Source organism: Psychrobacter sp. L7 (assembly GCF_002810365.1).
Classification (GTDB): domain Bacteria; phylum Pseudomonadota; class Gammaproteobacteria; order Pseudomonadales; family Moraxellaceae; genus Psychrobacter; species Psychrobacter celer.
Genome location: NZ_NEXR01000004.1, coordinates 80276 through 103411, shown reverse-complemented (window position 1 = coordinate 103411; position 23136 = coordinate 80276). Strand labels below are relative to the sequence as shown.

Below are 23136 nucleotides of genomic sequence, written 5' to 3'. Positions count from 1 at the left end.
CGACGAACTCGTTAAAATACCAGCATTAAAATATCCATATCGATTGCGACATTGATTTACGACTTCATAAAGGTTATCTCTGAATGACTGTACATCATACCCACACAGATGAGCGAATAGACGAGCAGCGCACGAGCACCGATGCCCCTGCTGCAGAGACTCATCATAATAATCGTCATGGCGCGGCAACCACGGCGCGGCAGTGGCAAGTACTCTCACAGCTACAGCGCAATCGCTGGGTGGGAACGACGCACATTTACGAGCAGCTCAAACTTGCAGGATTTGACATCAGTCTGCGCACCGTACAGCGCGACCTAAACGCCTTGTCCAAACGCTTTCCCATCGAAAAAAACAACGCCAACCCGCAAGGCTGGCGCTGGCGTGACGATGCCCCGCTACACAGCCTACCGCATATGAATCTATCACAAGCGGTGGCTTTTAATATGGTAGAGGCCAATCTCACCCAGCTATTACCGCCCGTGATTTTAGACGAGCTGTTTCCTTGGTTTGATTTAGCAAGACGACAGCTAAAAAACAGTAAAGTCACGCACTCTTGGATCGACCGAGTACGCATTGAGCCTGCTACTCAGCCCTTAATCGCCCCGCACATTGACCTCGAGAGCAAAGACAATCTGTATCACGCGCTTTTTTATCAATTGCAGGTCAAAGCCTGCTACACCCGTAGCAACAAAAATGAGGCCAGCGAATATACGCTAAACCCCATTGCCATCATTCAGCGCGGCGTGATTATCTATTTATTAGCGACCCGTACCGATGACCCAGAAGCCATCATTCGCACCTTTGCTCTGCACCGGTTTGATAGCGTTGAGATTTTAGAGAGTCCGGCACAAACGCCAGAGGATTTTCAGCTTGATACCTATTTGGAGGCAGGCAGTATGGGCTTTAGTCATCCGTTGTTTGGCGAGCTACCTGAGCGTGGCAAAAACACGGCCATTGAGCTACAATTCACCAAACAAGCTGGCAAGAGTCTGACAGAAAGTAAGCTTAGTGACGATCAAGTCGTCACCGTCAATGATGACGACACCCTAACCATCAAAGCCACGGTCAACCTAACCTCACAGCTGGTTTGGTGGTTACGCGGCTTTGGTAGTGGCCTGCTCAATGCTCATCCCGAGCTGCTATATCGAGCCGTCTTGGATAACAGCGCCAATAACGCCACTGATAATAAGCCTGATTAACTGGTGTTATTTTGTCTTAAGCGTTACAGACTCAAACCACGATAACATCCTCGAACCATTGCAACTCGAACCATTGTAAAAGGAACACTATGTCGACCACAACCCCATCGCCACTACTTTCCGACAGCTTAAGAGGACTAGGCTTAGATGCGGGGACTTTGTTTTTTGCGCTAAACTACGAATTTACCAGAATTGAGCCAAAGGGACTGCTAAAACGTTTTAAAAAAAACCAAGGCGCGATAGATATCGACATCGCGTGCGCGTTATACGATGACAATTGTACCATCAGCGATATCGTTTGGTTTAAGCAGCTGCGAGACAAAGCGGAGTCGGTACGCCATCAAGGCGATAGCTTAAATGGCAAAGATCGCGGTGAGCAGGCCATGTATTTGGCACCGCTTGATCAAGAGCAGATCAGACTGTATTTAGACAAAATTCCTGCGCATATCACCCATATCGCCATGATGGCCAACTCTTATCACGGCCATCCTTTTTCTCGAGTCAAAAAAGGCGAGATACACCTGAGTGATGATGAAGGCAATCGCTGTTTTGAAGTCAATCTCAAACAGCTGCCACGCGACTGCCAAACACTTTGGGTCGCTCATTTGCGCCGAGAAGTAGATGACTGGCATCTAACTTTGCAAAACTTACCACTGGCAGCAGAGGATTTGGCCACAGCCGCGCAGCAAGTCGCCTATGAACTGGCGCGCGCCCTTCCTATCCCTCAAGGTCTATAAAAAGCCTATAAAGAGAAATCAGCCACAGCGTTTGACTGCAGCCATTAAAACCAGAAAATGAGACCATAAAAATGAAATCGCAGGAATGAAGCTGTCGAAATAAAGCTGTAAAAACCTCTCAAACACAAAACGGATAAAAAAGACTAGGGCGTGTTGAGTAGTGCACTGCTCTATAACGGCTCGCCGCAGTGCGGGCAGTAATTCTTTTGCCGCCTTTTCACCTCTCTTTCGCGGCGCTCAAGCTCTTGCTCACGCAGTACTTGTAAAACGATATTTTGCGCCTGCTCCTTATCCAGCCCGAGCTCACGGCGAATCTTGTCAATCATCATCTGGTTTTGCACCAAATCAAAATCACTGTCAATCAGCTGCTCACGAAAATGCTGCTCTAACTCCTCGCGGCGCTGAGCCAGCTCATTGGCCAAACCAGTCGCCAAAATACCAGCTGGCAATGCCGCCAGACCCACACCCAATATGGTAATGACGGCACCCAATATCTTGCCTGCATTGGTGATCGGTGTGACATCACCATAGCCGACAGTCGTCAGCGTCACCACCGCCCACCACATCGCCTTCGGTATCGACTCAAACTCATCTGGCTGTGCGTGATTTTCGACCAAATAAATCCCGCTAGAGGCGGTGACAATCATGATAATCAATATAAAGATAACCGCTTGAAACGAGCCTTTTTCTTTACTAATGACCACCAGCAAGATACGCATAGAGGCAAAGTAGCGGGTGAGTTTCAGAATCCGAAATAGACGCAAGATACGCAAGAAGCGTAAGTCAATAGAGACAAAGAAGTTTAAAAAGGCAGGGACGATTGCAATCAAATCGATCATCGCCGACGGGCTTTTGAGCCACTCCCAGCGCTGACGCCAAGTGGTATTATCTGGTTTGGCTTCGGCCACACTCCACAGACGCAACAAATACTCGATAGAAAAAATAACGATAGAGAAATTTTCAAACCAAATAAAATAGTCTTGATAAGGGTAATACCAGTTGTCTACAGACTCGGCAATCACAGCGGCGACATTGGTCATGATCAAAAAAATCAGGAAGTAGTCCACATAACGGCTAAACCGAGTGTCATGCTCATCGTTTTGCAAAATATCATAAACAAAAAAACGCAAGCGCCGTATAGATTGGAATAGCATGCTGACCTTATGCGGTAAAACCCGCGCGTGGATAAATAAAATAAATCGCCATTGCCGCAAAAAACATCACCGTGACCACCATAATGCCCAAGCTGACCTAAAAGGCGTCGATCGGCTGCTGCGTGTTATCCACAGCCAGCGTGTGCCCTCAGATTATACAAAATTTTTATAGTAAATATAGACAGTTATCAGCAGCGTAAAGGCAATTGCCAAGATGGCCAATCGTAAAAACCGTTCATCAACCTTTAACTGCCGGCTGATATTTTGAGCAGGCAACAAAAACAGATGGCACTCAGGACAACAGCCATCTACTTCATTTAATAGCTGCATCGTCCGTGCATTAGTACAACGCAGAGGAGAGTTACTACAATAACCAAGCATAATATGGCGCGCCTCCGTTTTTGACTTCCTCCCCTCCCTAAACGGAGGGGATTCCTACTAAAGACGGCCAAGCCCGACCGCGAGAATGTTTTTTGCTCCATTAACATCTCTGTTATGGGTCGTTTTACAAGAACGACAAAACCACTCTCTTATACCAAGCCCTGATCTACCTTTCGGACTGTCTTGGCGGGAGCCGCAACACGAGCAGGTTTGGGTGCTGTACGCTTCATTGACTTCGATATAGTGGCAACCTGCGTTCGCGCATTTGTAATCCAGTTGCCGTTTTATTTCAAACCAACCAGCATCATAGACGGATTTGGCCAGTTTGGATGAAGTGAATGATGTTGATTTAATCTTGCCAACAACGATTAGGCTGTTGGCTTTGACTAATTTATTGGTGAATTTATGGATTAAGTCTTGGCGGGTATTTTTGATCTTGGCGTGTATCGTCTTAACTCGTTTTTTGTTTTTAGCGCGTTGAGCAATGGCCAGTTTTTCAGCATATTGATGGGTTAGCTTAGTGGTTAGAACATCGCCATTACTACTGACCGCTGAATCCTTACAGCCTAGGTCAATACCGACTTGGCCAGTACCACACTTAATCTTTGGAAAATCTTTGACGGTGATACAGGCGTACCAGTGACCACGACTGTCTTGTACCAATTCGCACGTATTGATACGGTAGAGGGAGAGATTATAGCTATCCCACACATCAATGGTCAGCTTTTYACCCTTAGCAAGGCTTAGCTGAATGGTAGATTTAAGGCTTGTCTTGCCTGATTGACGAGTTGATAGGTGTTTTACGGCTGTCTTTTTAAAAGGAATCCAGCCCAAGCTTCTTCTCTTGGCCTTTGGGTTGTTGGTGCGCCAGTTGAGTTTGGCTTTTTTAAACTGTTTTCGGCTTTTGGAGTGAACCTCACTAATCGCTTGCAGGGTTTGGCTGTGCAAGTTTAAATACTCGCCACTGCCTTTGGTATAAGCGGCCAAATCATAGGCTGAAAAGAATTTGCCCGTGCGCTGTAAATGTTTAAAACTAAGCTCATTGACGTAATTCCAGACAAAGTTAACCGACCCAGCCAAGATATTGAGCTGAGTGGCATGTTTGTCTTTGATGCGTAGTTTGAGCGTTTTCATGGAATAATTATGATCTCAATGCGTTTGGTTATCAAGGTATTCACAATATTGTACGACAATGACTGACGCCTGATATCCACGCCCTAGAAGGATGTGGTTTTACGGCGTTGGATGATAAATGGCCATCAAATAGGGATGAGCTGTGAGGGTGTTGTCTGGCGTGACCGCTTATCATAGAGATAAGTGGCTGGCGAAGGCGATTCGTCAATAGTGACGATAACACAGAATAAAGATTGAGTAAAAATTCTGTGAGGTCAAAGCGGATAAATAGATAGTAACGAGACAGATAAGCCATCATTCATGCATCAACAATAGTAAGTAATAAAAAGATCTAAAGATAGGGCCGCTGACATAAAAGCGCCCTGCAAAGGCAAGGCGCTATGATAAAGCTTTGATAAAGTTCTTATTATCAATGACGTATTTACAGTCTTGGATGGTCTGCGTCGTGTTTTTCGCGCAGTTTTTGCCGCAGTACCTTACCCACATTGCTCTTTGGTAGCTCGCTGACAAACTCGATATGACGTGGGCACTTATAACCCGTTAAGTTGTCCAGCGCAAATTCTTTGATGACTTCTTTGGTGACGTTATTGTCCGCAGGCACCACATAGATTTTGACCGCCTCGCCTTGGCGCTCATCAGGAATACCTATCACTGCACAATCAACAATACCGTCGCAGTCAAGCATGACAGACTCAATCTCATTAGGAAAGACGTTAAAACCAGAGACCAAAATCATGTCTTTTTTACGGTCCAACAGTCTAAAGTAGCCTTTTTCGTCCATGCTGACGATATCACCAGTACGGAAATAACCATCGCTGGTAAAGTCATCACTGCTGTCTCTGTTTAAATAACCTGAGGTGACGTTAGGGCCCTTGACGCACAGCTCGCCTGCTTGGTTTGCACCGACGCGCTTGCCCTCATCATCAACCACGATGGCATCGACGCTAGGGACGGGCACACCAATTGTCCCGTTAAACTTACGATCTGTGATGACGTTGGCCGTACCGACCGCCACGCCTTCGGTCATCCCCCAACCTTCGATCATCGCACAGCCAGTGGTCTCAAGCCAGCGAGTGGCGGTTTGTTCGGTCGCCGCCATACCACCTGCCTGCGAGATACGTAGCGAGCTAAAATCTAGGTTTTTAAAGTTTGGATGATCCAGCAGGCCTTTAAACAGCGTATTGACCGCGGGCAAGATATGGAATGGCTGTTTTGATAAGGTTTTGATAAACCCTGGTATGTCGCGCGGGTTGGGTATCAAGATAAAGGTATAGCCTGAGCGCATGCCAAGCAAGCTAAGCATAAAGGCAAAGATATGATACAGCGGTAGCGCCATGACCATATTGATATATACCTCATTGATCTCAGAGGTGATAGGGCGGGTCCAAGCTTCTGATTGCATCGCCGCCGCCACGATATTACGCTGCGACAAGATGGCACCCTTTGATAATCCTGTCGTGCCGCCGGTATATTGCAAAAACGCCTTTTGATCAAGTGACATTTTTGGCTTTTGAAAGGGAAGGTTTTTGCCTTTTTTGAGCACATCAGGGAGTTTGGTGACTTGATACTTTGGGTCGTTGAGCTTGTATTTGGGGACCAGACGTTTGACTTGGCGAATGATGGTATTGACCAAGATGCCTTTGAGCCCCATCATATCGCCCATTTTTGATAAGACAATACGTTTGATTTTGGTCTCGCCGATGACCTGCTCGAGCGCTTGGGCAAAGTTGTCTACCACAAAGATAATTTGTGCGCCTGAGTCGTTGAGCTGATGACGCAGCTCGCGGCCTGTATAGAGTGGATTGACTGGGGTGCATACATAGCCTGCCCGCAAGATACCAATCATCGTGGGCAGATATTGCGGCACGTTTGGCATCATCAGTGCCACCACACTGCCTTGTGGTAGTCCCTGAGATTGTAGCCATGCGGCGACGGCCAACGAGGCTTCATCCACATCATGATAAGTATGAGTCACACCCATACAGATACTCATAGGGTGCATACGAAAGCGGTCAAAGCATTCCTCGTACAGCTCCATTATGCTGCTATATCTATCAGGGTTGATAGTCTTAGGTACACCATCGGGATAATTGGCAAGCCAAGGTTTGTTCGGCATCATAGTCAGCGTCCTTGAATTTCAAAATAGGGTAGGAGGGTGTATCAAAGCAGTCTTATCCGTGTCAATAAAACACACCAGCGCTGACAGAGGTAGTTTGTCGCTGCGTGCGTCAACATCCGTATTTATTGACTGGCTGCTCAGTTTTTTGAATGACAGGGTAAGTTGCACGGTAATCATCGATTGCTTCAGTGATAGCGAAAACCATGCGCTATTATTAAAGCATAAAAACCAAGGCATCAAAAAAATAATACACTTCAGAAATACAGTAGCATGAATGTCGGCCAAGGCAACAACGGTATATGATACTGATCAGTTCATTTAACCATCAGCCATAAAGTATGAGGTAGATTAAGCCTGTACCAGAGAAGTTATCTATATATAATTGACAATTACAATGAACGGATAATGAGAAGAAGCGAGGCTTGATGGAGTAAATTTGGTGACTATCAGTTGAATTGAGGACACGCCCTCATAGAAGCCAGCAATTGGCAGTCAAGGAAGCGAGAATTGCTGGTTTTCATTAAAAAATCGGCGGTAAGTGAGTAGGGCGCTGATGGTGCAGCCCAATGTGCTACTCACACAGATTAAAAACATGGTGACTATTTGATAGCGAATGGCTTGGGTAGGATCAGCGCCTGCTAAGATCTGTCCTGTCATCATGCCAGGTAAGCTCACCACGCCGACCACCAACATAGAGTTGAGCGTCGGTGTCATACCATTGATGATGGCCGTTCGTACCTGCTCATGGACAGCCTCAAAGGGCGTCGCAGATAAGCTGAGCATCATCTCGATACGCGCTTGCTGCTCATAAAAGGCATGGATCAGCTGGTTACTGGTCAATGAGATAGCCGTCAGTGAATTGCCTAATATCAGACCCAAAATAGGAATCACAAACTGCGGTGTGTACCATGGCTGCACATCTAAAATAACCATGATGGCAATGGCTGTCACCAGCACTGCGGAGATACTAACGGCAAGCAGCGTATCGATAAACAAGCCTTTATAGCGGCGTTTGACTCGGTTTTTGGCCGCACTTCCTGCAATCAGTGTCATTATGGTCAAGATGGATAAAACTTCATACCACTGCTCGCGCGCAAACACCCACGCTAGGATGAGACCGATAAGGCTCAGCTGCACGACTGTACGTAGCGCCGCCATCAATAGTGTCTTGGTCAGATGTAGACGCAAACGCCAAGAGACCATCAATACCATGAGGATTAAGCTGCTGGCGAGCGCAATGTCGCCATATGTGAGAAATATCTGCATATCGTCGCTGGTGTTCATCGCGGCTCACTTTATCAGCCAAGTATGCTGGCTCACTCATTTATTTTTACTGCCCGCTGTGCCTACGCAGACATGTACCCTTTGATGCGTTCGCTGAATTTACATTTACCTGATTTTAGTCAGTACACCTGCTTGCATATGCCAATGCTGGTCTGCCAATGGCAAGATGTCTTGGGTATCATGCGTGACCCACAGTACTGTGCGTTGTTTGCTTTTTTGTACCCAGTCGACAAGGAGTGCAACCAGCTGCGCGGCCGTATTGACATCTAGCGCGGCGGTAGGTTCATCTAGCAACAAGACACGCGGCTCTAGTTGTAGTAAGCGTAAGGTGTTGACCAGCTGGCGTTCGCCGCCTGATAAGTGATAGGCATCTTTGTGCAAAAAATCGCCCCCTCGGCCTAAATAAGCAAGCTGGGCGGTATGCCAATTACTATCAAAGCGTAGATGTTGATGCGCCCGCAACTGGAAAGGCAGCTGCAGATTATCAAGCACGCTGCCTTCTATCAGCTGAGGATGCTGTGCGAGTAAAGCGACTTGAGCGCGCCACTTGGTAGGCGAGATATCTTGTATATCCCAAAAGCGGGCGTGGGGCGGCTCGTGCGTGGGTCTTAACCGTACGGTGCCCGCGCTGATGGGCAAAAGCCCTGCCAACACCCGTAGTAGTACCGACTTGCCGCTACCAGATGTACCCGTCAGGACGGTCACCTGTCCTGCTAATAGTGTGCCACTGGCTTGTTGTATCAGTCGTTTTTTTTGTCCATCACTACCGTGAGTCAGCACCTCAATATACTCAAATGCCAAGATAGTATCGTCGTTATCAGCACTCATCGCTGGGCGCTGTCTATTGAGCCGCTGGTGTTTGAGTAGCTGATGTCTGAACTGGTGTCTGCCGTGCGGCGGCTTGCTCAATGGCTGCTCGCAGCTTTTGGGGTACGCGAATGGGACGCATGGGGGCAGCCGCGGTATCGGCTGCATGGTCATTGTCACCAGTATTGGGTGTCGGTCTTAGCTGGTTTTGCACGCAGGCGATGACAATTTTGCCACGGCTTAATAGCCCGGCGTTGCTGCTAGCTGCGCTATCTGTCAGATGCCGATGGATGCTTTGATAAAACACAATGCTGGCAGGCTTTATCTCGACGTCATCGATACGTACGCTGATGACTTCATCTAACAATATCGCCCGTTTGTATTGTAGGTCTGCTTGACTGACGACAAAGTGCTGCACGTCGCCTGTATCTGTCTGTAAAAAATAACCGTTGAGACCGAGTTTGGCAAACCAATCACGGCGACAGTTTTCAAAAAACACCAGATGATTGGCATGGTAGACTATACCGCCAGCATCGGTATGGTTAATATAGACGTTATAGTCTTTTGCAAATAGTGGCGAGATACTATCGCTGGTGGCTGTTTTTGGGGTGTGGCGCTCGGTTTTTTTTGTCGTTGTTTGCGTGCTTGTTGTCATATGAGTGCTCAGTCTAGTGATACAGGATGTCTGTGCGATGGTTGAGTGCTAAAAGTTGCATACCAAAAAAGTGTCAGCTATTTATTATGCGGTATCATGGCCGCTGACCAGTAGCAACTACTCTAGCTTAAGATATCTGGGCGTGCAACAGTCAGACCTATTTACGTCTGCTATCATAGTGCGTCACATCAGTGTATCGCTGCGTATTTTCATCAATCAGTATAGGATAATTTATGACCCGTTTTGTCAGTTTTAATATCAATGGTATTCGCGCCCGTCAGCATCAGCTAGAGGCAGTGCGAGAGGTGATCGATCCTGATGTGATGGGATTACAAGAGACCAAAGTACACGACGATCAATTTCCTTTATCGGCGGTCGAGGGTTTGGGGTATCATGTAGAATACTTTGGCCAAAAAGGGCATTATGGTGTGGCTCTGTTATCCAAAGTTGCGCCGATATTTGTCCAAAAGGGGTTCCCTGGCGAAGACGTGGATGCCCAAAAGCGCTTTATCCATGCCCGTTATGAGCTGCAAGGCCGTGAAATCGATGTATTAAATGGCTATTTTCCGCAAGGCGAGAGCCAAGACCATCCCACCAAGTTCCCTATGAAGCGTGCCTACTATGCCGATTTGATGGCATATATCGACACGCTCAAAGCTGAAGGTCGCTCACTGGTGATTATGGGTGATATGAATATCGCGCCAGAAGATATCGATATCGGCATTGGGGAAGCAAATGCCAAGCGCTGGCTAAAAAATAGAAAGACTTCGTTTTTGCCAGAAGAGCGTGAGTGGTATGCCGATTTGATGTCGCGTGAGCTGACGGATACGTACCGCCTGCACTATCCAGAGAGTACTGAGCTATATAGCTGGTTTGATTACCGCAGTCGCGGCTTTAATGACGACCCGAAGCGTGGTCTACGTATCGACCATATTTTGTGTAGCGCGGATCTCGTCGATCACTGTGTGGATGCGGGTATCAGCTATGAGCTTCGTGGTATGGAAAAGCCTTCTGACCACGCGCCAATTTGGAGCGCGTTTAGTCTTAGCAAAGTATAATTTGAATCAAACATAGCCTAAATAAACAAACCGTCTGAATAAACCATCAATACAAGCAAAATAAGGAAGTCCCTATGGCTGTTGGAAATGTTGCAATACCTGATACCATTTATCCTATCGAAGGCGTCAAACTAAGTGCGACCGCGGCAGGCGTGCGTTATAAGGATCGTGATGATTTGGTGGTGCTTGAGATTGCTGAGAGGGCCAGCTGCGCCGTTGTCACTACCAAAAACACCTTTTGTGCGGCGCCTGTACGCGTATTGCGTGAGCACTTTGCCACTCACAGTCCACGCTATCTTGTGATCAACACTGGTAATGCCAATGCTGGGACGGGTGCCGATGGCAAACGCCGCGCCCAAGAGATATGTGCGGCATTGGCCACTAAAGCTGGCGTCGATACTCAGACGGTCTTGCCGTTTTCGACAGGGGTCATTGGTGAGCCGCTAAACAGCGATGCGGTCATTGCAGGGTTGGATGAGGCGCTTGCTGGTTTGGCGGCTGATAAATGGCAGGCCGCGGCAAATGGTATCCGTACCACGGATACTATTCCTAAGATTGCAAGCCAAAAAATCGAGGTGGCAGGTAGCCGCTATCATGTGACTGGTATCTCAAAAGGCTCAGGCATGATACGTCCAAATATGGCGACCATGCTAGGCTATGTGGCGACCGATGCCAATATCAAAGCCGACCTGCTACAAGAGATGCTGGGTCAAATCAATGAGCAGTCCTTTAACCGCATCACAGTCGATGGAGATACCTCGACCAACGATTGCTGCGTTTTGATCGCCACAGGGGCAGCCAGCTCGGAGGTAATCGATAGCCCTGAGCACCCTCATTACTCAGCGGTATTTGCTGCTTTGACAGAGGTGTTTGTCCGTCTGGCGCAACTGATCGTACGAGATGGGGAAGGCGCAACGAAATTTATGACGGTCAAAGTCACTGGCGGCAAAGTCACACAAGAATGCTGTGATGTGGCCTATGCGGTCGCGCACTCTCCATTGGTCAAAACGGCGTTTTTTGCCAGCGATGCCAATTGGGGTCGTATCTTGGCGGCGGTGGGCTATGCAGGGATTGAAGATCTTGATACCGAGCAAGTCGATGTCTATCTTGATGAAGTGATGATTTGCCAAAACGGCGGCGTGGCGCCAGATTATACAGAAGAGGCGGGTAAGGCGGTGATGAGCCGTCCAGAGATTACCATTCATATCGATCTGGCACGCGGTGATGCTAGCGATACCGTTTATACCTGCGACTTGTCTTATGACTATGTCAAAATCAATGCAGACTATCGTAGCTAATTGATAGCGGCTATTTATTGATATCTTAACGCCAAGCGTAACAGCCAGAGTGACCCATAGGGTGTCGCTCTGGCTTTTTTTTGTGCCTTATTAAGCCAATATAAGGAGGCTTGCTCAAAATAAATGTGCGGTGAGTAGCAATTTACCCTGTGATTTAATACGCTTTATTAACAGCAGTTGCAAAAGCTGACGTTACTTTACAAAGCAGTCATAGAGGAGAAGCAGCGCTGCGCCCTATACTTATTTCAGTCAACAATAAATCAAACAGTTAAACCAAACTATCAAGTAATCATGACCTGATAAGTGTGAGACACACGACGATAGTTATAGAATGTGCTAAACAATAACGTAAAACAAGTAATAAAAACGCATAACCAATAACTGAGGATTGAATAATGAAAAAATTAGCCATTGCAGCATTAATGACCACATTTGCCCTATCAGGTTGCTCTACCATGGGGATGGATAGCGAGCGCACCATGGTGGTTGAGGGGCAGCCAATGAATGTCAAAGTCGTCAATATCCCAAGCTTTGAGGTGGAGATTGCACCGCGAAAAGCCGTCTGTGACCTCACGGCAACCGATGGCACCACCGTTGAAGCTGAATGCTTGCAGTATCGTCAAACCCATCAGAAAAACTACACCACATTAAATGGTAATATCCAAGGTTTCACTTATGAGCCAAACCATCGTTATGTACTCGATGTGCGCCAAGAAGCCGTAACTGCTGAAGGCTCGAATGTGGTACAACCGGTCTGGATCTTAAATGAAGTAATTTCTAAGACGGCTGAGTAATGACGCTGACAGCTGACTACAATTATTGTAGATAGCCATTATACGGACGACAGATATTTAATAATTATCCTAAAAAAATGCCTCTGATTGATCAGAGGCATTTTTTTGTCATATTTAACACAACATGATTATTTTATTAGGGCGTGTCCTCATTTTAAAAATGGCGATAAAAATGAGATAAATCGCCGTCAAACAAGGAAAATAGCGCAGATAATATCGAGATATTAGTCAGCTATTTGACACCGTTTGGCCAGATTTAGCCATTTTTAACCCATTTAGATGGCTATCGGTTGAATTGAGGACAGGCCCTAGTATGCTGACCTCATAAAATGACGACTAACACTGGCTGTACTTTACACTGACGCCATGAGTGGCCGTCGGTATACGATTGTCAGCATACACTGCCAGCCCGCCACGTGAGGTTTCTTTATACTTATCGAGCATGTCAGCGCCAGTCACTTTCATGGTTTCAATCACCTTATCTAGTGAGACGAAATGTTGGCCATTACCGCGGCAGGCCAGACGCGCCGCATTGATCGCTTTGACCGCGCCCATGGCGTTGCGTTCGATACAAGGCACCTGTACCAGCCCGCCGATAGGATCGCAGGTTAAGCCTAAGTTGTGCTCGATGCCGATTTCGGCCGCATTTAAGCATTTGGCTGGCGAGCCACCCATAATCTCGGCTAGAGCAGAGCCTGCCATCGCACAAGCGGAGCCAACCTCGCCTTGACAGCCAACTTCAGCGCCAGAGATGGAGGCGTTTTGTTTGATTAAGCTGCCGATAGCGGTGGCGTTTAATAAAAACTTACGCACGCCGTCTTGGCTATAGTTGGGCAAAAAATCACGGTAATAATGTAGCACCGCTGGGATGATGCCCGCTGCACCGTTGGTCGGCGCAGTGACCACTTTGCCACCATTGGCGTTTTCTTCATTAACTGCCAGAGCGTACAGATCGACCCAGTCCATGGCAGCGAGCTTGTCGGTTTTGGCGATCGGCTGGTCTTTTTCAGCGTCTAGCTGTTGGTGCAAGTCTTTAGCGCGGCGTTTGACATCTAGGCCGCCTGGCAAGATGCCACCATTGTCACAGCCTTGTGTGACGCAGTCTTGCATCACCGCCCAAATCTGATCCAAATATTCAAACACCGCTGTTTTATCACGAAAGTGGCATTCGTTGGCCAGCACCAGCTCGCTGATACTAAGCTCATGCTGACGACATTGCTCTAGTAGCTCTGCGGCACTATTGAAGGGATACGGCACACTAGCTATCGTAGGGCTGGCATGGTCTTCGTCTGGGTTGGTGGCGTCCTCTTCATTGATGACAAAACCGCCGCCAACTGAGTAATAAGTCTGCTGATAGCTGCTATCATCTGCTAGCGTCGCGCGCAGGGTCAAGGCGTTTGGGTGATAAGGCAACACCGTCTCATCATACCAGTGAATATCGTGCTCTGTATCAAAGTCAATCGTATGCATGCCTGAGAGAGCCAGCTGTTTGGCTGAAAAAATAGGCGCTAGATAATCACTGGTCAAACGCGTATCAATCGTACTGGGTGTATGTCCGAGTAAGCCAAGTAGTATGGCCGTGTCGGTGGCATGGCCTTTGCCAGTGGCTGCCAACGAGCCGTAAAGCTCAATCTCGATACGCTGAATGGTCGTTAACTCAGCCTGCTTTATCAGTGAGGTCAAAAAAAGATTGGCCGCGACCATCGGGCCGACGGTATGTGAGCTTGATGGCCCGATACCGATTTTAAATAAATCAAAAACACTAATCATAATAAATTACCAAAAAGTCATCAGTGACTGGGCAGACAAGATAGCCTGCTTTACGCACTTTGAGTCAATATATAATAGCCAGCCACTACCGATAATCACCTATATACGGTGCATATGGCGCAGTGGCGGTGGATGTATGGAAATCGAAGAACAAAAATAGCCGCTGAATAATAACTTTTATTTAATAAGAAACTCCGTTATTATGCTTCCAGCCAACGGTTGTGTAACATCCTGTAAGTCAGTAATTGATAGGCAGATGGACAGCAGGACAGCGCCAACTTAGATATTTAGTATAGTGAGTTCGGTATAAAAACGATACAGTAGGACTGGGATGGATTTTATGTAGCATCGAGCAGCGCAGGCGCAGCACGCCCGTAAAATTTATATCAGTTCCACGTTGGCATATAATGTATCTGTTTTATTTCGAATTAACTATTGAACATATCGGCAACATATCGACCCTGCCACATCCAGTAAAACACAGCCATCATAACAAATAATACTTTTGGTTTGCTAGCAAGAAATATAAAAGAATAAGTCTCAAAAGCAAAAAAGCAAAAGAGTCGATTTGTGTTATAAATCATAATGTTATAAATCACAATATTGCTGCATAGTATCATTCTATTAAAGTGTTTTTATTTTAGGCTCAGTAAGTAGCTGTTGACTAAAATTGAGACACGCCCTTGTTTTTCCTCACCACTCCAGCTCACATAGGACGCGCGCATGTCATCGCCAACAGAACATCCTTCATCTTCCCAAAAAAGCGCTCAAGATAAGCCGGCACAAAACGCCTTAGAGGCGGCGGGTATCGACCCAGCAGCCATGGGTCAGCCGTTTCATTCAGATTTTGACAATGGCCGCTGGTTTCCGACATGGCGACCTTATAAAGGCGACTTAGACCGTGATCCTGTCGGTATCAATGAATATCTACCGCCTTCAAAAAGCGTCTTGTTAGGGGTGCAGCATACCTTTGCCATGTTTGGGGCGACGGTGTTGGCACCGCTTTTGATGGGGTTTGACCCCAATCTGGCTATCTTGATGTCGGGTATCTGTACTGTGATGTTTTTTATGATCACAGGCGGGCGTATGCCAAGTTATCTGGGCTCAAGCTTTGCGTTCATCGGACCTGTCATTGCAGTGACCGCTTATGCAGGGGCAGGGTTCAATGATAATTTGAGTGTCGCTTTAGGCGGTATCATGGCATGTGGTATCGTCTATGCGCTGATTGGGCTACTGGTGATGAAGACGGGCACTGGCTGGATTGAACGCTTGATGCCGCCCATTGTCACAGGGGCTATTGTGATGATTATCGGTCTAAACCTAGCGCCAGTGACCATCCAAGGGGTGTCGGCCAATCAGTTTGATGCTTGGATGGCGACGCTGACGGTATTACTCATCAGTGGGGTGGCGGTATTTACCCGTGGTATGCTGCGCCGTTTGCTGTTGCTGGTGGGCTTGATCTTGTCTTATGTGGCCTATTTTGTGATGACCAATGTTTTGGGCTTCGGCACGGCGATTGATTTTAGTGGTGTCGCCGCCGCATCGTGGTTTGGGTTACCAACAATTCATACCCCAAGCTTTGAGATGAGCGCCATTATTCTTATCGCGCCGGTGGCATTTATCCTAGTCGCCGAAAATTTAGGACACTTTAAGGCCGTTGAGGGTATGACAAAAGCGCGCGTGACGCCTTATATGGGCCGCGCGTTTTTTGCAGATGGGCTGGCCACGACGTTCTCGGCAGGGTTTGGTGGCACTGGTGTCACTACCTATGCCGAAAACATCGGTGTCATGGCCGTAACCAAGGTCTATAGCACGACGATATTTGTCGTGGCAGGGTTGGTGGCTATTTTGCTGGGCTTATCGCCAAAGTTTGGTGCCATTATTCAGACGATACCAGCGGCCTTACTAGGCGGTGCTTCTATCGTAGTATTTGGTCTGATTGCGATTGCAGGGGCAAAGATTTGGATCGATAATCACATCGATTTTAGCAAAAACAGCAATCTGATTATCGCGGCTATTACCGTTATCATGGGGACAGGTAACTTTAGCTTGCACTTAGGCGGGTTTGATTTGGGCGGCATCGGCACGGCAACTTTGGCTGCTATCGTGTTAAATGCGTTGTTTAATAAAGGCTCTGACAAAACCGCTGACACTAGTGCAGCGGCCAAATAGGCCGTATCCGGCCACAAAAGCGCCCATACTATTATAGTATGGGCGTTTTTTTGTAGTGCGTTTAAAGGAGCGATAGAAGGTGATAAGTAGCAGACAGGGATTATTTATAGTCACGTTTATAAAACCGTGAAAAAAAACGATAACGGCGTAGGGCGCGTGGCTTTGGTTTGAGTGAACCCAAATAAATAGCAAACATGGTGAGTAGCGCACCAGCCCACTGCAAAGTATTGATGGGTTTGTCCAGCCAGCTATAATCAATCACCAAAGCAGCGATGGGCTCAGAGAGCAATAGTAACCCCGTCAAGGCCAATGACAGCTTGGGAATAGAGTAAGCAATGAGTCCCCATGCCAAGCACTGCATCACCGTACCATAGACCAATATCCAGCCGATCTCCGCCCAAGTATTGGGCAAGATACTCCCTTGATCAAACACCCACATTGGCACAACCATCGCCAGCACCCCGCCGATACTGATCAGCTGCATGAGCATAAATATCGGCGTTGGCTCAGTATCGTGCGTCTTACGGATAAAGGTCATCGATGCCGCTAGCATAGCGCCCGAGACGATACCAGTGACAAACCCCCACGTCGCTGCACTGTTATGGGCAAACTCAGGGCTACCAATCATCGCCACACCGAGCATCGCCAAAAACAAACTAATCAGCTGTACGATAGATTGACGCTCATTGAAATACAAAAACCCAATCGCTGCCAAGAAAAAAATCTGTAAGCTATTGAGTAGGGTAGAGATACCAGGGCCGACCGCATAAATACTCTCATGCCAAAGCGCCAAATCCAATCCCAAAAACGCCCCTGATAACAACGCATAAAAAATTGCGCGACCTGAGCGCGGCAAGCGTTGCCCCATGATTTTGGCCAATACGGCAAAAACAATACCAGAGATGGCTAAGCGCCAAAACGACATCGCCCAACCACCGATATCGACATGAGCGACGATCAGGCTACCTAAACCAAAAATAATACAGCCTATGACTAAACCGATAGGGGCAGAGCGGGATGCGGCGATGGCCATAGTGTCTCCTTATATGAATGGGATGATGATAAAAAGCATTTTACAGCGATTAGGCTATTGTCGAGGTTTTGCCCCCAAAATGAAATGGCTCAGCGACAATTATTCTATGAGATAGCAGACAAAGCTATCTAAACGAGGACCCCTGTGTATATAATTATGCCAATGAATGACATTTGCTTAGGTTTATTATGTTTCGATGTTCTTTATCAAAACCGCGCCCTGCAGTATCTAACCTTTGGACAATGGTGTTGCGGTGTACGGCTGGCGCTGGCATTAGCATTGTCAGTACGTTACTGGTGATACCGCAAGCACAAGCCGCCAGCTGTAAAATCCCCAAAAGCTACTACAAAAACGTCTCTTGTACCGCCAGCAGTGGCTTGTTTTTGGCTATCAAAGATTTTGGCGCGCCTGTGGCATTGATTGACGACAAAGGCAAGCGCATCGTCGATCTATCACGCTATCAAAAGGTCGATGCCGATAACCTCTCAGAGGGGCTGCTGCCCGTACTGCGTAATGGTCACGTCGGATACCTCAATATGAAAGGGCGAGAAGTGGTGCCTGCTATGTACGATATGCTAAAAGAGCGTCAAGGCTGGGCGCGGCCGGTATCAGAAGGGCGTATCGTCGTAAAAAAAGACGGTAACTACGGCGTCATCAATACCGCCAACAGAACCGTCGTGCCATTTTCGTCATCGTTTAGTGAGGTAGCTGATTATCGCGGCGGCATCACCCGTGTGCGTAAAAACAGCGACATCAGTTGGCTGGATAAAAGCGGCAATGTGGCAAAAGACCCTGCTGACAATAACCACAAGCCGCCGCAAGCGCGCCAGTCGCCATCCGCGCCGCCCATCAGTCCATTTACTACACTACAGCCGCGTCAGCAAGAGGGTAAATGGGGCTTTGTCGATGACCAAAATGTCACCATGATTACCTACTCATTTGATGAGGTGCGTCCCTTTTCTGAAGGCATGGCGGGCGTACGTATCAATGAAGATTGGGGTTTTGTCAATCTTGGTGGTGAGCTGTTGATTCCGTTTCGGTTTGCAGATAGTGGCGTGTCGGCAAGTGATACTTATCAAGGCAAGCCCTCGTTTGTGTTTGTCGATGGCAAAGCATGGATCGGTAATCTAAAAAATGGCAATAAAATGTGCATTGATAAAACAGGCAGCAGCGTTGGCTGTGATTGAGCCGTTTTTTTTATACCATGACGATACGTCAGTGGGCATAAAAAATTAAGCAAACATAAACAACTTAAGCAGGCATAAAAAAGCGCGCAAGCTTGTCTTTGACAGTCAAACTTACACGCTTGTTCAGACGTACGCGCTTTTTAAATAGCCTTTAAGAGCGATGCGCCAACAGATGACTGCTGATCAGATCCACCATATAAGGCTGATAATACTCAGGAATATCGTGTGCCATGCCCTCGATCAGATAAAACTTGGCATTGGGGATGGTCTTCGCCACCACGCGCCCTTGCGATGCTGGCAGGAGGCCATCGGCGCTACCATGTAACACAATGGTTGGGGCTTTGACTTGTTTGCTATAGCGGCTAATAGAGCCAGATGCCAAAATAGCATTTAGCTGCTGCACGGTCCCGAGCGGATGAAAGCTGCGCTGATAGCGAATCTTGGCAATCTCACGCACCATGCGCACATTGACATGCCCTGGCGTGCCAACCGTCTTCATAAACCAGACGCTATGACGCACGATATCACGCTCAGAGTGACTCTCAGGGCGGTTGATAAGGGTGTATAGCTGCCGAGGTTTGGGCGGTCTTAAAAATGCACGGTTGGTGGTGGTAAACATCAGCGCCATTCGCTGTACCAAGCTTGGGTAGCGAGCGGCCACGATTTGGGCAATCATCCCGCCCATAGATGCGCCAAGCAGATGGGTTTTACCCAGCTGCAACGCCTTGATCAGACGGGCGGTGTCTTCGGCCATGTCGGTCAAATTATAGGCCACTTGCGCGCTCTTGTTAGAGAGCCCTGTTTGCAGACGCATCATCATCTTTAGCTGACTGATACGCGGTAGGCCGTCAATTTGCACTTTAGACGATAGGCCAATATCACGATTGTCAAAACGAATCACAAAAAAACCGGCATCAATGAGGCGCTTTATAAAGTTTTCTGGCCAAAATATCATTTGTGAGCCAAGCCCCATGACCATGAGCAAGGGTGGATGGTTTGGGTTACCGCCTGCCTCCACACAAAGCTCGATACCGTCACCGATATCGATCATCGCTTGATGCAACTGGTCACTCAGATCAGAGTCATGCCACTGATGCGCGCCAAACTTTTGCCACTCAGGCGTAGGATAGTGGCCCACATTCTCATCTAGGCTTGGATCTGGGCTTGCTTGGGATCTGGCGCTATTGATGTTATTTGGTTGTGTCATGAAGTGTCCTAATCAGAGGTCGTCTACTACAGCTCAAGCATCTCAAAATCGAGTTTGCCCACACCGCACTCAGGACATGTCCAGTCATCAGGGATGTCTTCCCATTTGGTACCAGGGGCGATGCCTTCTTCTGGGCAGCCAAGTGCTTCGTCGTATATCCAGCCGCAGACAATACATTCATAACGTTTCATAAAAAGTCCTATCGATTATTTCTAGTGTAACCGTTTTTTAGCGCGCCAGTCATGGCGAGGGCTAATGACTGGGCGTCACGACAGTGTGCAAGTGTCCACATAACGGTCAGCGCTTAGACAGCAAAAACGCACGTAGTTTAGCATATAACCGTTATTTTCATAGTTAAGTTTACACTTGTATATTGAGATTGTGAGATTTTTATCAAGTCGAACGTCGCGGTTTTATGCATATCAAGGCTGATAATAGCCGGTGCTTTAACGTATTAATTGGGTCAATTATGCTACAATAACGGGCGAAAAATTCACACCAGTTATCATTAAAGTCATACACGCTAAGGGTCCTCATGAGCATCAATGCCGCCACTTCTACCACTACCGAAAACCAGCCATCAGCCGTGCTCAATACTGATCATCCTTTTTGGCAGATCATTCGCACCGTACCAGACTTTCCAAAAGTCGGCATTGATTTTTATGACATAACCCCGTTACTGCGCAGTCACATTGATGCGGTCATCGATGCGCTGTTGGCCGCTTTACCAGAAGGCTGTCTGGATGAGGTCGATTGTTTGGGGGCGGTCGAGGCGCGTGGGTTTGTCTTTGCCAGCTTGCTAGCAGGGCGCTTGGGTAAGGGTATGATATTGCTGCGTAAGCCTGGTAAGTTGCCGCCACCTGTGGCCAATAAGGCTTATGCGCTGGAGTATGGTAAAGACACCCTTGAGATGCAAAATAATCTACCGCCTGAGCGGGTATTGTTGGTCGATGATATTTTGGCAACGGGTGGCACCTTGAACACCGCTTACGAGCTTTGCCGCTCAGCAGGTCACACCGTGGTCGGGGCGCTGGTATTACTCGATTTGGCGGCGCTGCATGGAGCGTTTCCAGTACCCGTTTATACGGTACTAAAAGCCTAAAATCAAAAAGCGCGCTGATGCTGATATAATCAGCGCGCTTTTTTTCAACATAGCTATTTAAGATACATGGCATTTAAGATATATAGCATTTAAGAAACATGATATTTAAGGCACACGGCATAAAGCCCATGCTAAATTAAGCCGTTTTTTGTTGTTCGTGGTTTTTGCAGCTGTATTCTACGAGGGCGCGTCCGATCGTCTTAGGGCTGGTGATTTTGAAATCTTTTGTGGTCAAAATGGGTTTGTCTGACTGCCAAGACTTTATGACTTTGTCATTGGCCGCGTAATTGACATAAGCACGCCGATAGTAACTGGCGTCTTTACAAGAGATCAGTAGCTGCTGATCACTATGATGGATGGGTTTTTCTTTAAAAAGCGCTGTTTCCGCATTTTCTTCTTTTGCAGCTTCTTTGTCTTTTGCTATATTTTTTTTGGCTTGCGTTGGGTAGGTTCGACGGATTGAGACGGTGATATTTTCGACATGCTTTTCATCTATGATGCTAATATCAGAGCGCTCGATAGAATCTAAGTCCACACTAAAAACCGAGCCAGAATGACTCTCGGACACCTCTGACCAGTTCACTGCTTGTGCGCTGAGTGCCAAAGCACTGCCTGCCAATAACACTGATAGCCGTTTCATACTTAAGCCTTGCTTCTGGTTGTTTGAAGTAGGCCATAATAGCCAAGTTGTTATCGGCAGGCAAATATCTTTTATGACAGGTCACGGCCTGACAAGTTACTCACGGATGGCCGCTAGTGTCTTGGCCAGCTCATCACGAGCAGTGATAAAGCCATCAATGCCCTTTGGTAACAGGTCTTGTGTCACGGTGTCTTGTTGGTAGGCGGCGCTGAATTCTTCGTGAGTTAGACTGACGCGGGTCATCTCGTCTAGCGCCATAGACATGCTGGGCGATAGCTGACGCTCTACTTGTGTGTCCATGGCGGCAAGCTCGTCGATAAGGTTTGGCGCGATGGTCAATAAATCACAGCCTGCCAACGCCAGTATTTGCTCAGTAGAGCGGAAGCTTGCGCCCATGACTTGAGTGCCATAGCCGTGCTGCTTGTAGTATTGATAAATCAGCTTGACCGATTGTACGCCCATATCATCGGAGGAGGGCACGTTTTGGCGGTTTTGCTGGCGTTTTTGCCAGTCTAAAATACGACCCACAAAAGGCGAGATCAGCGTCACGCCAGCATCAGCACAGGCAATGGCTTGATGCTGACCGAATAAAAGCGTCAAGTTACAATGGATGCCTTGGGTTTCGAGGTAGCGCGCCGCCTCGATGCCCTGCCAAGTGGCGGCCATTTTGATCAAGACGCGCTTAGGATCGATTCCCGCCTTTTGGTACGCCTCCATAAACGCCATGGCCTTATCGATCGTCGCTTTGGTGTCATAAGACAAGCGCGCGTCGACTTCGGTAGACACTCGTCCCTCGATCAGTGCCAAAATATCACAGCCGACTTGGACGGTCAGTGCGTCTATGACCGCATCGACATCGCCATTATGGCGACTCATGGTCTCTGCCAGCATGCCTTGATTGTCAGGGTGGATGAGGGCTTTGGTGATCAAGCTTGGGTTGGTGGTAGCATCGATGGGTTTTAAGCGCGCAATGGCGGCCAGATCGCCAGTATCAGCGACAATGGTGGTCATGGTACGAAGCTGTTGTAATGCGCTCATTAGAGATCCTTTTTTTTAGTGACGTGATGTTATCAATCACAGGGTGGTTTTGTTTTTGTCGTAAGATGAGGGATTGGCATTAAACTGTAACATAGTTTTGAGCCTCTGTTGCTTCATAGTGTGATGGACGACAAGAGACAAGGGCACAACTGTGCTATAGTCAGGTCAATATTAGCTGAATTGACGACATCAGCCTTCTCACTTGCTGACGCTGTACCACAATTATTTTGAATCGACTATACTATGGACGAGATGATATGGGCGAGCTGATAAGAGTGGCGCGACATTACATGCGATTGCACACGATTACACGTGGGCACTGCGCACCGTTTTTGTTATAGTAGAGCCGGCCAGCTGTTATGCGATA

At 47.6% G+C, this 23136-nt stretch carries 21 protein-coding genes; 8 read left to right on the top strand and 13 right to left on the bottom strand.

The features are described 5' to 3' along the window. Window positions 1-83 precede the first annotated feature (83 nt). Complete coding sequence (locus CAP50_RS06385; protein WP_100749414.1) at window positions 84-1199, top strand: helix-turn-helix transcriptional regulator; 1116 nt, start codon at window positions 84-86, stop codon at window positions 1197-1199. Window positions 1200-1288: 89 nt separating this feature from the next. Continuing rightward, complete coding sequence (locus tag CAP50_RS06380) at window positions 1289-1936, top strand: TerD family protein (protein ID WP_075102129.1); 648 nt, start codon at window positions 1289-1291, stop codon at window positions 1934-1936. A 170-nt stretch (window positions 1937-2106) separates the two neighbouring features. Here CAP50_RS06380 and CAP50_RS06375 read toward each other — a convergent pair whose 3' ends face one another. From CAP50_RS06375 to CAP50_RS06350, 7 genes are all read right to left on the bottom strand, one after another. Further along, window positions 2107-3090, bottom strand: coding sequence for an ion transporter (locus tag CAP50_RS06375; RefSeq protein WP_100749413.1), 984 nt, complete (start codon window positions 3088-3090; stop codon window positions 2107-2109). Between the two features lie 153 nt (window positions 3091-3243). Beyond that, entirely contained in the window at window positions 3244-3420 is a 177-nt protein-coding gene (locus CAP50_RS12685; RefSeq protein WP_172953075.1) for a hypothetical protein, read from the bottom strand. Window positions 3421-3528: 108 nt separating this feature from the next. Beyond that, window positions 3529-4605, bottom strand: a complete 1077-nt coding sequence (locus CAP50_RS06370) for an RNA-guided endonuclease InsQ/TnpB family protein (protein ID WP_100749412.1) — start codon at window positions 4603-4605, stop codon at window positions 3529-3531. Between the two features lie 421 nt (window positions 4606-5026). Continuing rightward, on the bottom strand, window positions 5027-6724 hold the full coding sequence (locus CAP50_RS06365) for an AMP-binding protein (RefSeq protein WP_075102337.1): 1698 nt from the start codon (window positions 6722-6724) through the stop codon (window positions 5027-5029). A gap of 492 nt (window positions 6725-7216) precedes the next feature. Continuing rightward, window positions 7217-8008 (bottom strand): ABC transporter permease, encoded by a 792-nt coding sequence (locus CAP50_RS06360; RefSeq protein ID WP_100749411.1) that lies wholly within the window; start codon window positions 8006-8008, stop codon window positions 7217-7219. A 105-nt stretch (window positions 8009-8113) separates the two neighbouring features. Further along, window positions 8114-8836, bottom strand: coding sequence for an ABC transporter ATP-binding protein (locus tag CAP50_RS06355; RefSeq protein ID WP_172953074.1), 723 nt, complete (start codon window positions 8834-8836; stop codon window positions 8114-8116). 13 nt (window positions 8837-8849) lie between these two features. Further along, window positions 8850-9470 (bottom strand): thioesterase family protein, encoded by a 621-nt coding sequence (locus tag CAP50_RS06350; protein WP_100749409.1) that lies wholly within the window; start codon window positions 9468-9470, stop codon window positions 8850-8852. Between the two features lie 233 nt (window positions 9471-9703). Between CAP50_RS06350 and xthA the strand changes: the two genes are divergently transcribed. The 3 genes from xthA to CAP50_RS06335 all read left to right on the top strand — a co-directional run bounded on the left by xthA (window position 9704) and on the right by CAP50_RS06335 (window position 12620). Then, on the top strand, window positions 9704-10528 hold the full coding sequence (gene xthA, locus CAP50_RS06345; protein WP_100749408.1) for an exodeoxyribonuclease III: 825 nt from the start codon (window positions 9704-9706) through the stop codon (window positions 10526-10528). Between the two features lie 74 nt (window positions 10529-10602). Further along, window positions 10603-11826, top strand: coding sequence for a bifunctional glutamate N-acetyltransferase/amino-acid acetyltransferase ArgJ (gene argJ / locus CAP50_RS06340; protein WP_100749407.1), 1224 nt, complete (start codon window positions 10603-10605; stop codon window positions 11824-11826). A gap of 395 nt (window positions 11827-12221) precedes the next feature. After that, window positions 12222-12620 carry a DUF4377 domain-containing protein gene (locus tag CAP50_RS06335; RefSeq protein WP_100749406.1) on the top strand — a complete coding sequence of 133 codons (399 nt, stop codon included), beginning with the start codon at window positions 12222-12224 and terminating at the stop codon, window positions 12618-12620. 336 nt (window positions 12621-12956) lie between these two features. Here the strand turns inward: CAP50_RS06335 and CAP50_RS06330 are convergent, their stop codons facing one another. After that, the gene (locus CAP50_RS06330; protein WP_274539909.1) at window positions 12957-14393 is read right to left on the bottom strand and encodes an L-serine ammonia-lyase; all 1437 of its coding nucleotides are present in this window, start codon (window positions 14391-14393) and stop codon (window positions 12957-12959) included. 819 nt (window positions 14394-15212) lie between these two features. Between CAP50_RS06330 and CAP50_RS06325 the strand changes: the two genes are divergently transcribed. After that, window positions 15213-16562: a solute carrier family 23 protein gene (locus CAP50_RS06325; RefSeq protein ID WP_372046638.1), complete on the top strand. Its 1350-nt coding sequence runs from the start codon at window positions 15213-15215 to the stop codon at window positions 16560-16562. Between the two features lie 100 nt (window positions 16563-16662). Here the strand turns inward: CAP50_RS06325 and CAP50_RS06320 are convergent, their stop codons facing one another. Next, window positions 16663-17595, bottom strand: coding sequence for a DMT family transporter (locus tag CAP50_RS06320; RefSeq protein ID WP_075102345.1), 933 nt, complete (start codon window positions 17593-17595; stop codon window positions 16663-16665). A 242-nt stretch (window positions 17596-17837) separates the two neighbouring features. Between CAP50_RS06320 and CAP50_RS06315 the strand changes: the two genes are divergently transcribed. Next, window positions 17838-18782 (top strand): WG repeat-containing protein, encoded by a 945-nt coding sequence (locus CAP50_RS06315; protein ID WP_241900693.1) that lies wholly within the window; start codon window positions 17838-17840, stop codon window positions 18780-18782. A 151-nt stretch (window positions 18783-18933) separates the two neighbouring features. Here the strand turns inward: CAP50_RS06315 and CAP50_RS06310 are convergent, their stop codons facing one another. Together CAP50_RS06310 and CAP50_RS06305 are read right to left on the bottom strand one after the other, a co-directional pair. After that, window positions 18934-19989 carry an alpha/beta fold hydrolase gene (locus CAP50_RS06310; RefSeq protein WP_075102347.1) on the bottom strand — a complete coding sequence of 352 codons (1056 nt, stop codon included), beginning with the start codon at window positions 19987-19989 and terminating at the stop codon, window positions 18934-18936. Window positions 19990-20015: 26 nt separating this feature from the next. Further along, window positions 20016-20180 (bottom strand): rubredoxin, encoded by a 165-nt coding sequence (locus CAP50_RS06305; protein ID WP_057759803.1) that lies wholly within the window; start codon window positions 20178-20180, stop codon window positions 20016-20018. A gap of 344 nt (window positions 20181-20524) precedes the next feature. Here CAP50_RS06305 and CAP50_RS06300 point away from each other — a divergent pair, with 344 nt between their 5' ends. Continuing rightward, window positions 20525-21091 carry an adenine phosphoribosyltransferase gene (locus CAP50_RS06300; protein ID WP_100749404.1) on the top strand — a complete coding sequence of 189 codons (567 nt, stop codon included), beginning with the start codon at window positions 20525-20527 and terminating at the stop codon, window positions 21089-21091. Window positions 21092-21227: 136 nt separating this feature from the next. Here CAP50_RS06300 and CAP50_RS06295 read toward each other — a convergent pair whose 3' ends face one another. Beyond that, a complete protein-coding gene (locus tag CAP50_RS06295; protein ID WP_100749403.1) occupies window positions 21228-21731 on the bottom strand; it encodes a hypothetical protein in 504 nt (167 codons plus the stop codon). A gap of 96 nt (window positions 21732-21827) precedes the next feature. After that, complete coding sequence (locus CAP50_RS06290) at window positions 21828-22769, bottom strand: transaldolase (RefSeq protein WP_075102350.1); 942 nt, start codon at window positions 22767-22769, stop codon at window positions 21828-21830. Between the last annotated feature and the right edge of the window lie 367 nt (window positions 22770-23136).

Bases quoted from the DNA above. Each gene is read 5' to 3' on its own strand.
- CAP50_RS06350 (WP_100749409.1), bottom strand. From the start codon at position 9,470: ATGACAACAAGCACGCAAACAACGACAAAAAAAACCGAGCGCCACACC.
- CAP50_RS06300 (WP_100749404.1), top strand. From the start codon at position 20,525: ATGAGCATCAATGCCGCCACTTCTACCACTACCGAAAACCAGCCATCA.
- CAP50_RS12685 (WP_172953075.1), bottom strand. From the start codon at position 3,420: ATGCAGCTATTAAATGAAGTAGATGGCTGTTGTCCTGAGTGCCATCTG.
- CAP50_RS06320 (WP_075102345.1), bottom strand. From the start codon at position 17,595: ATGGCCATCGCCGCATCCCGCTCTGCCCCTATCGGTTTAGTCATAGGC.
- CAP50_RS06290 (WP_075102350.1), bottom strand. From the start codon at position 22,769: ATGAGCGCATTACAACAGCTTCGTACCATGACCACCATTGTCGCTGAT.
- CAP50_RS06305 (WP_057759803.1), bottom strand. From the start codon at position 20,180: ATGAAACGTTATGAATGTATTGTCTGCGGCTGGATATACGACGAAGCA.
- CAP50_RS06315 (WP_241900693.1), top strand. From the start codon at position 17,838: ATGGTGTTGCGGTGTACGGCTGGCGCTGGCATTAGCATTGTCAGTACG.
- CAP50_RS06385 (WP_100749414.1), top strand. From the start codon at position 84: ATGACTGTACATCATACCCACACAGATGAGCGAATAGACGAGCAGCGC.
- CAP50_RS06365 (WP_075102337.1), bottom strand. From the start codon at position 6,724: ATGATGCCGAACAAACCTTGGCTTGCCAATTATCCCGATGGTGTACCT.
- xthA (WP_100749408.1), top strand. From the start codon at position 9,704: ATGACCCGTTTTGTCAGTTTTAATATCAATGGTATTCGCGCCCGTCAG.
- CAP50_RS06375 (WP_100749413.1), bottom strand. From the start codon at position 3,090: ATGCTATTCCAATCTATACGGCGCTTGCGTTTTTTTGTTTATGATATT.
- CAP50_RS06380 (WP_075102129.1), top strand. From the start codon at position 1,289: ATGTCGACCACAACCCCATCGCCACTACTTTCCGACAGCTTAAGAGGA.
- CAP50_RS06360 (WP_100749411.1), bottom strand. From the start codon at position 8,008: ATGAACACCAGCGACGATATGCAGATATTTCTCACATATGGCGACATT.
- CAP50_RS06325 (WP_372046638.1), top strand. From the start codon at position 15,213: ATGGGTCAGCCGTTTCATTCAGATTTTGACAATGGCCGCTGGTTTCCG.
- CAP50_RS06310 (WP_075102347.1), bottom strand. From the start codon at position 19,989: ATGACACAACCAAATAACATCAATAGCGCCAGATCCCAAGCAAGCCCA.
- argJ (WP_100749407.1), top strand. From the start codon at position 10,603: ATGGCTGTTGGAAATGTTGCAATACCTGATACCATTTATCCTATCGAA.
- CAP50_RS06355 (WP_172953074.1), bottom strand. From the start codon at position 8,836: ATGAGTGCTGATAACGACGATACTATCTTGGCATTTGAGTATATTGAG.
- CAP50_RS06335 (WP_100749406.1), top strand. From the start codon at position 12,222: ATGAAAAAATTAGCCATTGCAGCATTAATGACCACATTTGCCCTATCA.
- CAP50_RS06295 (WP_100749403.1), bottom strand. From the start codon at position 21,731: ATGAAACGGCTATCAGTGTTATTGGCAGGCAGTGCTTTGGCACTCAGC.